The sequence below is a fragment of the Nonomuraea aurantiaca genome, from assembly GCF_020215705.1.
GTDB lineage: Bacteria > Actinomycetota > Actinomycetes > Streptosporangiales > Streptosporangiaceae > Nonomuraea > Nonomuraea aurantiaca.
This window is the reverse complement of the sequence record NZ_JAIWNB010000031.1, coordinates 55,796-70,113: the sequence shown is the minus strand read 5'-3', so window position 1 is coordinate 70,113 and position 14,318 is coordinate 55,796. Positions and strand designations below refer to the sequence as shown.

The 14,318-nt window shown below is 70.2% G+C and carries 11 protein-coding genes; 6 read left to right on the top strand and 5 right to left on the bottom strand.

From position 1 onward, the window contains the following. The first annotated feature begins 14 nt into the window (after window positions 1-14). The 4 genes from LDL49_RS46005 (at window position 15) to LDL49_RS45990 (ending at window position 7,760) form a co-directional block, all read left to right on the top strand. Complete coding sequence (locus LDL49_RS46005) at window positions 15-2,855, top strand: AfsR/SARP family transcriptional regulator (RefSeq protein WP_225301261.1); 2,841 nt, start codon at window positions 15-17, stop codon at window positions 2,853-2,855. Window positions 2,856-3,035: 180 nt separating this feature from the next. Next, the gene (locus LDL49_RS46000) at window positions 3,036-4,415 is read left to right on the top strand and encodes an NAD(P)/FAD-dependent oxidoreductase (RefSeq protein ID WP_225301260.1); all 1,380 of its coding nucleotides are present in this window, start codon (window positions 3,036-3,038) and stop codon (window positions 4,413-4,415) included. Window positions 4,416-4,465: 50 nt separating this feature from the next. Continuing rightward, a complete protein-coding gene (locus LDL49_RS45995; protein WP_225301259.1) occupies window positions 4,466-4,801 on the top strand; it encodes a hypothetical protein in 336 nt (111 codons plus the stop codon). Window positions 4,802-4,904: 103 nt separating this feature from the next. Further along, window positions 4,905-7,760 (top strand): AfsR/SARP family transcriptional regulator, encoded by a 2,856-nt coding sequence (locus tag LDL49_RS45990; RefSeq protein ID WP_225301258.1) that lies wholly within the window; start codon window positions 4,905-4,907, stop codon window positions 7,758-7,760. Window positions 7,761-7,818: 58 nt separating this feature from the next. Here the strand turns inward: LDL49_RS45990 and LDL49_RS45985 are convergent, their stop codons facing one another. Next, on the bottom strand, window positions 7,819-8,412 hold the full coding sequence (locus LDL49_RS45985; protein ID WP_225301257.1) for a thiamine pyrophosphate-dependent enzyme: 594 nt from the start codon (window positions 8,410-8,412) through the stop codon (window positions 7,819-7,821). A gap of 203 nt (window positions 8,413-8,615) precedes the next feature. On the opposite strand from LDL49_RS45985, the gene LDL49_RS45980 reads away from it, so the two are divergent. Further along, window positions 8,616-9,833: an FAD-dependent oxidoreductase gene (locus LDL49_RS45980; RefSeq protein WP_225301256.1), complete on the top strand. Its 1,218-nt coding sequence runs from the start codon at window positions 8,616-8,618 to the stop codon at window positions 9,831-9,833. A gap of 123 nt (window positions 9,834-9,956) precedes the next feature. On the opposite strand, the gene LDL49_RS45975 is transcribed toward LDL49_RS45980, so the two are convergent. Both LDL49_RS45975 and LDL49_RS45970 read right to left on the bottom strand, forming a co-directional pair. Further along, the gene (locus LDL49_RS45975; protein ID WP_225301255.1) at window positions 9,957-10,208 is read right to left on the bottom strand and encodes a hypothetical protein; all 252 of its coding nucleotides are present in this window, start codon (window positions 10,206-10,208) and stop codon (window positions 9,957-9,959) included. Further along, window positions 10,205-11,359: an RNA ligase RtcB family protein gene (locus LDL49_RS45970; RefSeq protein WP_225301254.1), complete on the bottom strand. Its 1,155-nt coding sequence runs from the start codon at window positions 11,357-11,359 to the stop codon at window positions 10,205-10,207. The genes LDL49_RS45975 and LDL49_RS45970 overlap by 4 nt, the downstream gene beginning before the upstream one ends. Before the next feature lie 751 nt (window positions 11,360-12,110). Here LDL49_RS45970 and LDL49_RS45965 point away from each other — a divergent pair. Then, window positions 12,111-13,106 (top strand): lactonase family protein, encoded by a 996-nt coding sequence (locus LDL49_RS45965; protein ID WP_308016276.1) that lies wholly within the window; start codon window positions 12,111-12,113, stop codon window positions 13,104-13,106. A gap of 226 nt (window positions 13,107-13,332) precedes the next feature. On the opposite strand, the gene LDL49_RS45960 is transcribed toward LDL49_RS45965, so the two are convergent. After that, complete coding sequence (locus LDL49_RS45960; RefSeq protein ID WP_263656386.1) at window positions 13,333-13,737, bottom strand: BTAD domain-containing putative transcriptional regulator; 405 nt, start codon at window positions 13,735-13,737, stop codon at window positions 13,333-13,335. Beyond that, entirely contained in the window at window positions 13,734-14,105 is a 372-nt protein-coding gene (locus LDL49_RS45955; RefSeq protein ID WP_225301253.1) for an AfsR/SARP family transcriptional regulator, read from the bottom strand. Before LDL49_RS45955 ends, LDL49_RS45960 begins: the two co-directional genes overlap by 4 nt. Window positions 14,106-14,318: the final 213 nt, after the last annotated feature.

Here is a 14,318-nt window from a genome sequence, read left to right as displayed (position 1 = left end):
CGGGAGGTCTGCTGGTGAGCGTGGTGGCCGAGGACGTGAGATTCGGCGTTCTCGGGCCGCTCCGGGCCGAGGTCGGCGGTCGCCCGGCAGGGCTTGGCGGACCTCGCCAGCGGGCCGTGCTGGCACTGCTGCTGATCGCGCGGGGCAGGAGCGTCTCGGCGGAGCGGATCCTGTCCGAAGTGTGGGAGGGCTCGCGACCTCCCTCCCTGACGACACTCCATGGATACGTCGCCGATCTGCGCAGGACGCTGGAGCCGGAAAGAGCGCCCGGCGCCCCGGCCCGGTTGCTGGTGCGTGAGGGGCCCGGATACGCCCTTCGGGCAGTACCCGCCGCGGTTGACGCCGAGCGCTTCACCGATCTGGCCGCTCGTGGCCGGCGCGCGTTGGACGGCGGCGAACCGAGACTCGCCGCGGACCTGCTCGGACAGGCGCTCGCGCTGTGGCGGGGCCCGGCCTATGCCGACTTCGGCGGAGCCGCCTTCGCGGTGCCCGACGCGACCCGGCTGGAGGATCTGCGGGCCACCATCCGCGAGGACCGGCTCGCGGCCGTCATCGCGTCGGGGGAGCACGCCGCTGCCGTAGGCGAGCTGGAGGCGGTGATCGCCGAGCAACCGCTGCGGGAGCGCGGCTGGGAGCTGCTCGTCCTCGCCTTGTACCGGTCAGGACGGCAGGCGGACGCGCTCGCCACCCTTCGAGCGGTACGCAGAAGGCTGGCCGACGAGCTGGGCATCGACCCGGGACGCGGCCTGCGCGACCTGGAGGCGGCCGTACTCGCCCAGGACCTGCGGCTGGCGCCGGTGCCGGCTGAGCCCACCCGCGTGTCATACCCTCCGGCCGCCGCTCCGGCGCAGCCCTCGGGCAATCTGCCGTTCGCGCTGTCCAGCTTCGTCGGCCGCGGCGGCGACCTCACGGCCGTCGCGTCCCTGCTGGACGGGCGCCGGCTGGTCACGCTCACCGGCCCGGGCGGGGTCGGCAAGACCCGTCTGGCCTTGGAGGTCGCCCGCGCCCGTACCGACGCCGACGGGCCCTGGCTCGTGGAACTGGCAGGTCTGCACGCACCCGAACTGCTCAGCGGAACCATGGCCGCCGCCCTGGGGCTGCCCACCGCGGCGTCCTCCGATCAGCTGGCCGGGATGATCGCCGACCGTGACATGCTGATCGTCCTGGACAACTGCGAGCATCTGCTGGTCACCGCCGCCATGCTGGTCCACACCCTGCTGACCCGCTGCGGCACCGTACGGATGCTGTGCACCAGCCGCGAACCCCTGGGCATCTCGGGTGAGACGGTCTACGAAGTACCGCCCCTGGATGCCGCCACGGAAGCCGCGGACCTGTTCCTGCGCCGTGCGGCAGCCGGCTCGCCCGGCTGGGCGGCCGAGCCGGGCGACAGGGAAAGGATCGCCGCCCTGTGCGTACGGCTCGACGGCATCCCGCTGGCCATCGAACTCGCCGCCGCGCAGAGCCGGGCGCTGTCCGTGGCCCAGATAGCCGATGCCGTAGCGGACCGCTTCACCTTGCTGGTGGACGGATCAGCCGGACGCCCGGACCGTCATCGCACGCTCCTGGACACGGTCGCCTGGAGCGATCAACTGCTGCAGCCGGCCGAACGCCGCCTCTTCCACCGGCTCGGCGTGTTCGAAGCCGGCTTCGACCTGGAGGCGGCCGCCGCGGTGGGAGGAGTCGATCCCGTCCTGGCGCCGCTGCTGGCGTTGGTCCGCAAATCGCTGGTCACCGCGGAAACCGGCACGGCACCACGCCGCTACCGGATACTGGAGACCTTGCGCCAGTACGCCATGGCCTCGCTCTCCACCGACGAGCTGGCCCGGGCGCGGGAACGCCACCGCGCCTGGGCCCTGGCCCGGGCCGAGAACGCCGAACGTCATCTCCGCGGCCCGCAGGGAGCGGCGTTGCTGAACGGGTTGAGCCGCGATCAGGCGGAGTTCCGGGCCGCGTTCGCCTCGTCACTGGCAGCAGGTGACGGCGAGTACGCGCTACGGCTGGGCGGCGCGCTGTTCTGGTTCTGGTTCCGCATGGGTCATGTCGCGGAGGGTCTGGCCTGGCTGTCCGAGGCGTTCGCGGCGGCCCCGCAAGCCGGCGCGGATGTCCGGGCGCGTGCCCGGTTCGCGGTAGTGGGACTGCACTACCTGGCCGGACAGCCGCCACAGGCGTACCAGGCGGCCCGTTCGGCGATGGAGGAGGCCCGTCAGGCAGGCGACCCGGTGACGGAGGCGGTCGCGACCGCGTACGCCGCCTACCTGGGGCTGCTGACCGGGGCGGCGCTCGACGCCGAGGCTCTCGCCCGCGAGGCCGTCGAGGTGGCCCGGCGCAGCGCCCTGGACTGGCTGGAAGCGGAAACGCTCATGATCCAGGGCATGGTCCTGCGGGTGCTGGGGGATCTGCCGGGCGCCGACGGCGTCTTCCAGGAGGCCATCGGCGCCGCCCGCGCCAGTGGCCACGACTGGGCGGCGGACGGGGCGGCCTGGTGCGAGATGAAGACGGCCTCGGACCGCGGGGACGGCGCTCGGGCACTGGCCATCGCGGCGGACATCCTGGCCACGATGGATCGTTACGGAGACATCTCCTTCTGGCTGGTGACGGTGCACAGCGCGGCCCGTGCCCTCGCGCTGACCGGGCAGGCCGAGAACGCGGCCGTGCTCATGGGGGCCGTGGAGGCCATCGGCAAGCGAGCCGGCGTCTCCCCGGAGCTGATGGACCCCTTGGACGGGCCGCGCGAGGCCGCCGCCGTACGCGGGGCACTTTCGCCGGAGGAGTACGAACGTCATGCGGCCCGCGGGCGCGCGATGTCCCGGCGGGATGCGAGCGCCCTGCTCACCTCGTTGATCGCTGGACGATGATCCGCTGATCGGGGCCTTCCACGCCTTAAGCCTTGGAAGCCTTGGGCGGCTTGGAAGCCTTGGAAGCCTTGGAAATCGCTGGGAAAGCCGGTTCCCACCGACCTCGAAGCAGGCCGGCCCACTCTCGTTGTTGTGAACGCGGCGCCGCCTGGTCCGGGCGGCCGGACAACGAGGTGAATCATGATCAAGCGGATGATCCATACCGGACACGCCGTCGTCGCGGGAGCGGGGATCGGCGGGCTCCTGGCGGCCCGGGTGCTGCGCGAGACGTTCGACCGGGTCACGGTGATCGACCGCGACGCGTTGCCCGCCCAGGGTGTCCCCCGGCGGGGTGTGCCGCAGGGGCATCACGCGCACGGCCTGCTGTCCCGGGGTTGCGAGATCCTCGAGGAGCTGTTCCCCCGGCTGACCGCGGACCTGGTCGCGGCGGGCGCCACCACCTGCGACATCCAGGACGACGTCCGCTGGTACAACGACGGCCGACTGCTGCACCCCGCGCCTTCGCGGCTGCGCGGCCTGACGGTGAGCCGGCCGGAACTCGAACGGTACCTGCGGTCCCGCGTCGCGGATCTTCCCGGCGTGGTGATCCACGAACGCTGCGAGGTGGTCGAGCCGATCGCCGGCAGGGACGGCGCGGTCACCGGAGTACGTCTACAGCGTTCGGGGCACCGGCCCGAGGACATGGCGGCCGATCTCGTGGTGAACGCCGTGGGCCGGGGAAACCGGGGCGCGGAGTGGCTGCGCCGGCTGGGATACGAGCCCGCGCCGGAGGAACGCATCGACTCCCGGCTGCAGTACGTCTCGCGTGAGTACCGCCGGCGGCCGGGCGACGCCGACTTCATCGCCATGGTGGTGGGACACAGCGCGTCGATCCCCAGAGGCGGGGTCGCACTCAGCGGCGAGGGAGACCGCTGGCTCGTCACCCTGTTCGGCATGGGCGACGACGTCCCACCCGTCGACCCGGACGGGTACCACGGGTTCGCCGCCCGGCTTCCGGTCCCGGACCTGCACCGGCTCCTGGAGCGCCTGGAACCGCTGGGGGAGCCGCGGCGGATGCGCATTCCCGTGAGCATCCGGCGCCGCTACGAACGGATGGGCCGTTTCCCCGAGGGCTATGTGGTGTTCGGCGATGCCCTGTGCCAGTTCAATCCCAGCTACGGGCAGGGCATGACGGTGGCCGCCTGCGAGGCCGTCGCCCTGCGTGAGTGCTTGGCGGACGGCCGGCGCGACGGCCTGGCCCGCCGCTTCTTCGAGCGGGCGGCGCGGATCATCGACGTGCCCTGGGACCTGTCGGTCGGTGGTGATCTGCGGTTCCCGTCCGTCGAGGCACCACGCCCGCTGCGCGTGAAGCTGCTCAACCGCTACATCGCCCGCCTCCACGTGGCCGCGGAAGCGGACCCGGTGGTCGGGCAGGCCTTCCTGAGCGTCGCCAACCTGCAGGCCCCTCCACAGCTCCTGTTGTCGCCCGGCGTCCTGGCCCGTGTGCTCCGGCCGCGTCTCAGCGGCGGCCCGGCCCACCTCCGACTTCCGGCCCGGGAGCAGATCCCGGCCGGTCAATGACGTCGCGGCTCATCCCGAGCCTCGGCATCCGAACCCGAAAGGACATCATCATGTTCAAGAACATCACCGCGGGCATCATCCTGGCGACCGCCATGGCCGGTGGGCTGACGGCCATCGCGGCTCCGGCCTCGGCGGCGACGGCCGGCGCGGGCAACGCGGTCTGGGTCGAGCCCGGCGCCACCAAATCCTTCCTGGTCATGTGCCCTTCGTACGCCCCCACGATGCTGACCGACACGATCAAGATCAACGCCGCCACCGGAGTGTCGGTCTCGACCAGCCTGGACACGGACTCCGACGCCTTCAGCCGCGACATGCTCACGGTGACGGCCACGAACGGAGGCGCCCTCCGCCGGTACGTCTCGGTCACGGCCACCTGCTCGAGCTGACCGTCTCCACCGCCGCACCAGGCACCCGTTCCCGCCCCTTCCTGGGCCGCAACCCTTCGGTTACTCTCGCAGGAGATCTTCCTAAAGTGCGAGAGGGAGGCCGATGGGTGGGGTCGCTCCCGATGTTGTGCGGTTCGGGGTGCTCGGCCCTCTCCGGGCTGAGCTGGCGGGACGGGCGGTCGGCCTGGGAGGTCTGCGGCAGCGGGCGATCCTTGCCGTCCTGCTGATCGCCGGGGGCAGGATGGTCTCCGCCGAGCGGATCACGTCCCAGGTGTGGGAAGGCTCGCCACCCTCCTCACCGACGACCCTCCACGCGTACATCTCCCAGCTGCGCCGGGCCCTGGAGCCGGAACGCCCGGCCGGCGCTCTGCCCCGGCTGCTGGTCCGTGAGGGGACGGGATACGCACTGCGGACGGATCCGTCCGCGGTGGACGCCGAGCGCTTCGCCGACCTCGCCGTGGCGGGGCGGCGGGCTTTGGACGGCGGCAGGGCGGGCCCCGCCGTGGAAGTGCTCACCGAGGCGCTGGAGCTGTGGCGTGGTCCCGCCTACGCGGACTTCGACGGGGCCGGTTTCGCCTTCACGGAAGCGGCCCGGCTGGAGGACCTACGTGCGGCCGCGTACGAGGACCGGCTGGCCGCCACCATCGACCTGGGCAGGCACGCCGCGGCGGTCGGCGAGCTGGAGGCCCTGGTGGCCGAGCAACCGCTGCGCGAACGCGGCTGGGAGCTGCTCGTCCTCGCCCTGTACCGGTCCGGGCGGCAGGCTGACGCGATAGCGGCGCTGCGCACGGCACGGCGACGGCTCGCTGACGAGCTGGGCATCGACCCCGGACCCGCGTTATGCGACCTGGAGTCCGCGGTACTCGCCCAGGACCCCCGGCTCGACCCACCGCCCGCCCGCTCCGCCGACGCTCACGTGGGCAACGCCACTACCAGGCCCGGCACCGCCCCGCCCGTCGGTAACCTGCCGTTCGCCTTGACCAGCCTGCTCGGACGTACGGACGACATCGCCGCCGTCGAGCGTCTGCTGGCCGAGTACCGGCTGGTCACCCTCACCGGCCCGGGCGGAGTGGGCAAGACCCGCCTCGCGCTGGAGACGGCCAGAGCCCGCACCGACGGCACCGACGGATCGTGGCTGGTCGAACTGGCCGGCCTCACCTCACCCGAACTGCTGCCCGCCACGATCGGCACCGCCGTCGGCATCCCCGGGGCATCCTCGGATGAAGACCTGTCGGCCGTGCTCGCCGGACGGCGACTGCTGCTGGTCCTCGACAACTGCGAACACCTGCTGGACGAGGTCACCACCCTGACCGGTGTGCTGCTGAGCCGCTGCGGCGGCCTGCGGGTGCTGGCCACCAGCCGCGAAGCGCTGGGCGTCGAGGGCGAGGCGGTCTACGAGGTACGGCCGCTCGACCCTGATGGCGATGGCGCCGAACTCTTCCGGGAACGGGCTGCCGCGCTGTCCACATGGTCCCCCGACGTGGACGACCTCGACCGGATCCCCGGGCTCTGCGCCGGCCTCGACGGCATTCCGCTCGCCATCGAACTGGCCGCCGCGCAATGCCGGATGCTCTCCGTCGGCCAGATCGCCGACGCCTTGGAAAACCGCTTCGGCGTCCTGGTCGGCGGCCCTCTCGACCTGCCCGCCCGGCATCGTGCGCTGGAGTCCACGATCGCCTGGAGCCACCGGCTGCTCGAACCCGAGGAACGGCGGCTCTTCCACCGGCTGAGCGTGTTCGCCGCCGGGTTCGACCTCGACGCCGCGGGCGTGGTCGGAGGCCAGACTTCCGTGCTGCCTCCCCTGTCGGCCCTGGTCCGCAAGTCGCTGGTCGGTGTCGAGCCCGGGACCGCTCCACGCCGCTACCGGCTGCTGGAGACGCTGCGTCAGTACGCGCTGCGCGAACTCGACCTGGACGACCTCGCGCGGACCCAGCAACGGCACCGCGCCTGGGTCCTGGCCCAGGCGGAGAGCGCCGAGCGCCGGCTCCACGGCCCTCAGGCGGCCGTGCTGCTGGGCCGGCTGACCCGGGAGCAGCCGGAGTTCCGCGCCGCCTTCGCTTCCGCGCTGGCCGCCGGTGATGGCGACTACGCGCTGCGATTGGGCGGAGCCCTGTACTGGTTCTGGTACCGCATGGGCCACATCGCCGAAGGCCTGTCCTGGATGTCGAAGGCTTTCGCCGCGGCGCCGCACGCCGAGCCGGCGGTCCGGGGGAGGGCCCGGCTCGCCGTCAGCGGGCTCAGCTACCTGGCCGGGAAGCCGGCGCAGGCGTACGAGTCCGTCGTGCTGGCGGAGCAGGAGGCGCGAGAGGCCGGTGACCTGGTGGTCGAGGCTTCCGCGCGGGTCTACCAGACGCACTTCGGCGTACTCGCCGGAATACCCGTCGACGCTCCGGCGCTCGCCCGCAGCGCGGTCGAACTCGCCCGGCGGGCCGGCGAGGACTGGCTGGTGGCCGAGGCGCTGATGGTTCAGGGCACGCTCGCCCGCGTTCTAGGAGATCTTCCGACCGCCGCCGCGGTCCTGGCCGAAGCCGTCGCGACCGCCGACTCCTGCGGCCACGACTGGGCGGCCGGCTCCGCCGCGTGGGCCGCCATGAAGACCGCGTGCGATCGTGGCGACGGCCGGCGTGCCCTGGAGATCGCCGCCGGCATTCTGAACGCGCTCGACCGTCACCAGGACGTCACCTCCAGGCTTGTGCTCATCCACACCGCCGCCCACGCGCTCGTGCTGACCGGACAGGCCGAGCAGGCAGCCGTGCTGATGGGCGGCGTGGAGGCGGTCGGCCGCCGGGTGGGCTTTTCCCCCGAGTTGATGGACCCGAGGGACGGCCCCCGCGAGGCCGCCGCCGTACGCGAAGCCCTCCCGCAGGACGAGTACGAACGCCTGACGGCCCGGGGACGCGAACTGTCCCTGGCGGAACTGACCACCCTCCTGGTGAGCCTGCTCACGATCCGCTCATAGGTGGGCCGGCGGCATATCCAGCGGCCGCGGGGCTGAGGGCTGAGAGCCACCCCGCGGGTCAGGGCAACTGTGCCGGCAGGCCGCGCGGGTTGACCTTCGCCACGATCAGCGCCGGGGCCCTGGATGTCTTCACGGTGGCGAGCGCCTGGTCGAGCTCCGCCGCGGTGTCGACGGAGTGGGTGGACCGGACGCCGAGGCCGTTGGCCAGCTTGACGAAGTCCCATGGGTTGAGCAGGACGTAGGGCTTCGGCGGCATGCTGGGATCGCTGAAGTAGTGCGAGTCGATGAGGTACTGCTCCAGGCCGTAGATGCCGTTGTCGATGACCACGACGACGGGGTCGCGGCCGTAGTGTACGAACGTGGACAGTGCCTGGGCGGTCATGTGGAAGCCGCCGTCCCCGCAGATGACCAGGGGGCGCCGGCTCGACCCGAAGGACGCGCCGACCGCGGCGGCCACGGAATGACCGATGGAGGCCCACACAGCGCCGCACAGGAACCCGTCGCGGCCCTTGACCGGCACGACCGGCTTGATGTTGTGCGCGCCTACGGCGTCGAACAGCGGCGCACAGTACGTGGCGGGCACGCCGAACAGAGTGTCGACCTGCTGCTGGCTGAGCCGCTTGAGGATGTAATCGGCAACGGTGAAGGGCACGATGACGCTCCTGGAAACGCCCGCCGTACGGCAGCTCAGTCGGATGGGGACAGGCGCGGATCGTCCGGCCGCTTGGGATGCTTACCCGGAGTCGCGGCGGAGCGAACGCGCGGGCTCCAAGCTTGACCTTGGTGTGTTTCGCAGGGGCGGATCGCCGCGCGACATGACCGGGACGTCGCGGGGGCGCTTCGAAAACAGTCGCCATGAGGCCGGTCAAGCGTTGGAGCCCCGGGGAAAGTCCGGCCTGCTGCGCGGGTAGGCATACCGCACAGGGCAGTACTCATCGGAGGTCGGAAATGTTGCTGGACGAGCGTGGCGTGAGCACACTCCCCAACCTGCCCACCCCGGATTTCACCTTCGATCCCCATCAACCGGGCGCGTGCGTCGCAGGTCTGAGGCCCTACCGCAAGGGGTCCTATCGGCTCGACAAGGAGGTGCTGGGAGACAAGTTCGTCGTCCACAACTATGGCCATGGCGGCGGAGGCATCACGCTGAGCTGGGGCTGTGCCGCCAAGGTGCGCGACATGGTCCTCCGGCGCCAGACCGAGACCGGGACGGTCGAAAGGGAGATAGCGGTGCTCGGCGCCGGCGTCATGGGGATGACCGCCGCCACGCTGCTGCTCGACCTCGGCCTCAACGTCACCATCTATTCCGACCGCAAGCCGGTCGACACCACGTCGTACAAGGCCGGCGGCCAATGGGCCGTGTCCATCTTGGAGTATTCCAAGGAATTCACGAAGGTCCAGGAGCTCCAATCCATCATCAGAACCGCCTACACCATGTTCAAGGCCTGCATCGGCAAGGGCTTCGGCGTCTCCGAGTGTGACAACTACAGCGTCAACGCCACCTCAGGTATCGAGGTGGTGCACGACCTCGTGCCAGGGCTGTTGCCGCAGCGCGAATACCTGCAGCGTCTGCCGTTCGAGGGGCACAACACCTCCGGATACAGGTACCGGACGTTGCTCGTCGAACCGCCGATCTTCATACCCAGGCTGGAACGCGACCTGAGGGCGCGCGGCGTCACGTTCGTGAATCGGAGACTCATCAACAGCGCGGACGTGCTCACGTCCTTGACGCAGAAGGTGATCATCAACTGCACCGGGCTCGGCGCGAAGGAGCTGTGGAACGACTCCGAAATGCTCCCACTCAGGGGACAGCTCGCGATGTTGCGGCCGCAGGTCAACCTTGGATACCTGTACGGCCAGAACGGGTACCTGTTCCCGCGCAACGACCACGTCGTCATCGGGGGCACCGTCGAGGATACCGATGAAGAGGTGTTCGATCCGGAGAGGTGCAGGGGACTGGTGCGGTATATGGCTGGGGCGTTCGGCCAGCTGCCGGCGGTGCCGATGCCGGACTTCCACATCCACCACCCGCGCAACGAGCGCCTGGTCGATCCGAGGTTGTCGATCTCCACCTGACACGGAGCGGAGGGCGTGGCCGGGGTGGACCGTCACCGTCGCCGGCGTGTCCGCACTTGCGGGATCAGGTCCTGCTTCGACGGTTCGGGGCGTTCGATGCGGGTGGGGTTGCCGCGTACGAGCTCATCGTGGATACATTCCGGTCCATGAGGCGGCGAACGCCTCGGAGTCGTCTCCTGCGATCCGGATGAGGACCGATCGGTAGGTTCCGGGCCGGTCACCGGGAGCAATATGGGCCTGGTGAGTCTCCAGATTCTGCTGGGTAGCGTCGGTTTCCAGGTGGTGCAGCAGCCGGGCCAGTGCCCAGGCACACTCCTGCGGGCCGCGCCCGGCCGACAGGAGCAGGTGGACGCTCACGGCCAGGTGCATGCTCACGGCCGCCCCCGCTTGCGGCGCTGGTCCCGGTGGTCCCTCCGTGACGCCGGCCCGAGGTCAGGCGTCTTGTAGGTGACCAGAGGGATCGTGGTGGCCACGGGCGTGGCCAGGTCGTGCTCGACGAGGTCGGCGATCACTTGCTCTATGCGCTTGTACGCTGTCGGCGCCTCCTCGAAGAGCAACTGGCGGTCGCCGCACACCACCAGAGATCCCATCGGTGTACGGCGCAGTTCTTCGACCGTGTGCTTGGCCCGCCCGCGGCGCAGGGCGTCGGCACGGGACATCTTGCGACCCGCGCCGTGCGCCACGGAATGGCCGGCGTCCGGCCCGGCGTGGGCGGCCACAAGGTAGGAAGGGGTGCCGCGCGTACCGGCGATGAGCACGTCGCGGCCGTCACCCGGCGCCGCTCCCTTGCGGTGCAGGTAGATCCCGTCGCGGACTTCGACCAGGTTGTGGCACTGGTCGATGATCGGCTCGGTGGGCTCGGTCCCCAGGGCATGGGCGACCCGGGCGGCCAGCAGCCGCCGGTTGAGTGATCCCCAGCGTACGGCGTCGTCATGCATTGCCAGGTAGGTCTCGGGATCAGGGGCGGGGCCCGCGCCGTGGACCTCGGTGTGCGCGCGCAGGATCCGTTCGCCCAGCCCTCGGGAACCGCTGTGGACGACGAGAACCAGGTCATCGGTGGCGAGTCCGAGTCGGCTCGCGTGGTCCGGCTCGAAGACGGTCCCGATTCGCGCCAGCTCGACGAAGTGGTTACCTCGGCCGACCGTCCCGAGACCTTCGACGTGACCTGCGGGGATGTCATCCTTGATCACGTTCCAGGCGGGATCGTGCACGGGGTCGACAGCGCGGTCGAGGTCGGGGAAGCGGGCGGCGAGCTTCTCGGGGACGGCGCGCTTGAGCTTGATGGGGAACACGGCGATGCCGCAACCGATGTCGGAGCCCACCAGGAACGGGTACAAGATGGTCGACGCCATGGCGGCGCCGATGGGGGCGCCCTTGCCGGGGTGCAGGTCTGGCATGGCGGCGACGTGCATCATGCCGTCGAGGGCGGCCACCTGATGGCATTGCGCGACGGCATCGGACTCGATCCAGCTGGTGGGGGAGGCGAACACGGTGACCGTGGCCGTGGGGAAAGGGTGCTGAGACAAGGACGCTCTCTTCGCTGAACAGGGGTATGGGCGTGCGGCATCACGGCGGCGAGTGAGCGCCGTGGCATCTCGAAAGAGGGGGTGCTGTCCGTCAGAGCCTCATGGACACCACATTCCCCCGAGCCCGCCAAGCGGGGCAAACGGTTTTCGGCCGTACGGGCTTGCATGCCTGGTAATCAACGACGTGCGGGTGCGCCGCGGTCGACGTGCTGAGGCCATGGCGGATGAGCGCACCCTTACTGGGCCGATGTTCACCTGGCCTGAGCCGCGCGGTCTTTCCCGCCGAGGTCTGGGCGGAGAGCGTGGCGCGGCGCAAGGGGGCGCACCTGTACATCATGGCCTCCGAGGTGCTGGACGCTCCCTATCGGCCGGACCTGTTCCGCGTCCCCGTCTGCTGGAAGTTCTTCAGACGGGGCTCCTTCGCGGAGATCTGCCTCGAGGAGCGCATGGTCGATGCCGCTACCTCAGTGGGGACGGCGGAACGAGCCCATGGAACGGTATGGCACCCGGGTGGAACGCCTATGAGGGTGTCGACAAATCAGGTTCAAGGAGTGATGAAGGAGACGTTCGTGTCATCCGTATTCATGAGAGCGCGTGCTGCCGTCCTGGCCGCCGCGCTGCTCTGCGTCCCTGCTCTGGCCCCGTCCCAGGCCGCTGCGGACCCGGTGTTGCCACCCTCCGGCGGCGTGCTCTACGTCACCAACGCGGTCTCCGGTGATGTCTCGTCCCTGGCGATCGGCCCGGGGGCACCCTGTCGCCACTGGGCACGCCCGTATCCACCGGCGGTTGCACCCTGGAGGGCACAGGCCCCGGCTGCACCCCGCGGGGCATAGCCCTCACCCCGAATGGGGCCACCGCGTACGTCGTCAACAGCGACTCGAGCACGCTGGCGGTGTTCCGAGTGGGAGCGCGGGGCGCGCTCCAGCCGCATCCGCTGCTCGTCGACACCGGGAAGGAGCCGTGGGGGGCGACGGTCGCGCCCAACGGCCGCACCCTGTACGTCACCGATACCGCCGACCGGACCATTTCGGCGTACCGCATCGGAGTCGATGGCACGCCCAGCCGGTTCGCCGTATTCCGCACCACCTCGGACCACCCGAAGCAGACGGTGCTGTCCCCCGACGGGCGCTTCCTCTACCTCTCGTACGCGGACGCGGACGAGACCGAAGACAGCCCGGCGCGGCCCATCACCAGATACGCCGTGCTGCCGGACGGCTCGCTCGGACCCCCGCAGGACGTGGCGAAGGCCGGGCCGGCCAACTACGGGATCACGATGAGCCCGGACGGCGGCCTGTTGTACGTGACCTCGAACGTCGCGCAGAACGTGCAGGGGTTCAGGGTCGGTAAGGATGGCTCGCTGAAACCCGTGCCCGGGTTGCCGGTCTCCGTGCCGTTCCCGGTCGGTCTCAAGGTCACGCCCGATGGGCAGCACCTGTACGTCTGCGCCAACCTCGACACCGGCTCGCCCCCCGGCGGTCTGCTCGGCTTCACGATCCACGCGGACGGCTCGCTCACGCCGACCGCCGACTCGCCCGCCCCCACTCCTGGCACCGCGGCGGTCGCGATCACACCGGACGGCCGGGACGTCTTCGCCAACATCCAGGACACGAGCCAGGTGGTCGCGTTCGCGATCGGATCCGGCGGCACGCTGAAGCAGGCTCCCGGATCGCCGTTCAGCACCGGTGGGAAGCGCCCGCTGAGCCAGTCGCTCGCCGTACGCCCGGTTCCCGCAACCACCCCGCAGTAGGGATCAGGCCGACCGTGATGCGCAGAACGCCGCTACCGGCGATCTGCGCATCACGGTCGGCACTCACCAGTACTTTTGTGCTCAGCGCTCGCTTGACCACTTCCGTCGCCTCGAACAGCGTTGACCCTGCCCGCTGGATGGTCACGTTCGCGGGCTGATGAGCCGGATCGGGCACCGGTTCGGCCGTATCGAGCCCCGCCATACCGCCTGCGCCTACATCCGTGACTTACTGGTCGACATCGACCGCAGGAATTGCTGGAACCTGACCGAACCATGCCAGGGCTGGTCGAGGCTGCGCGAACTTCAGATGGCACAGGTCCCGCCGGCGGCGTTCGCCTGGCGGGACCCGTAGGTCATGGCCGTTCGGCCCCTCATCGCATCGACCGCGCCTGCGGCCGGAACGGTACAGGGCCAGCATGAGCTGTGCCGTGAGCCGCTCGTTGAGCGGGTCCCTGCGGGTCAGAGTCTCCAGGTCGGCGAGCATCTCGCCGTGCCGGCCGGCCTCCAGCGAGGCGTCCACGACGGTCGCCCTCAGCCGCTCCAGTCGCGCCGACTCGCAGCGCAGCGGCGCGGGCAGGGGTAGTTCTTCGAGGACGGACTCGCCGCGCCACAGGCAAGGGGCCCGGGTCAGCCGTTCGAGCGCGATGTCATGGCGTCCGGCGGACAGCGCCTGCTGCCCTGCGCGGCGAGGTCCTCGAACAACGTGACGTCGAGTTCGCCGGGCGTGACACGCAGCAAGTATCCGTAGGAGCCGGTCTCGATGCGGGAGGGGGAACCGAGCACCTTGCGCAGTGCGGAGATGTAGGTGTAGAGGTTCGACTCCGCGGTGGCGGGTGCGCGCTCGCCCCACAGCCAGTCGAGTATGCGCCGGCTGGGGATCGCCTTGCCTGTGTTGAGCAGCAGGGCGGCCAGCAGCACCCGCTGTTTTCGGCGTCCGAGTGCTAACGGCCTCCCAAGCGAGGTACGAACCTCGATCGGCCCGAGGATCTTGAATTCCATACGACCACCCTGCAGTGCGCGGCTTTCACCAACAGGAGCCGTGCGATCGCACACGGATCTTGATTTGCCGCGACCCATGATCGGGGAAAACGACCTTGAAACGGTACTTCCTGGAACGGGATAAGAAGATTACGCGTTCCGCATAGCCGAAGGCCAGTGTGGTAGGAGCGGTTCCACGCCTGCTGAAATTTATTTTCAAATCGATATGTGTGG

Excerpts from the sequence above, each read along its gene's own strand:
- LDL49_RS45980 (WP_225301256.1), top strand. The coding sequence starts at position 8,616 with ATGAGGCCGGTCAAGCGTTGGAGCCCCGGGGAAAGTCCGGCCTGCTGC.
- LDL49_RS46000 (WP_225301260.1), top strand. The coding sequence starts at position 3,036 with ATGATCAAGCGGATGATCCATACCGGACACGCCGTCGTCGCGGGAGCG.
- LDL49_RS45955 (WP_225301253.1), bottom strand. The coding sequence starts at position 14,105 with ATGGAATTCAAGATCCTCGGGCCGATCGAGGTTCGTACCTCGCTTGGG.
- LDL49_RS45995 (WP_225301259.1), top strand. The coding sequence starts at position 4,466 with ATGTTCAAGAACATCACCGCGGGCATCATCCTGGCGACCGCCATGGCC.
- LDL49_RS45990 (WP_225301258.1), top strand. The coding sequence starts at position 4,905 with ATGGGTGGGGTCGCTCCCGATGTTGTGCGGTTCGGGGTGCTCGGCCCT.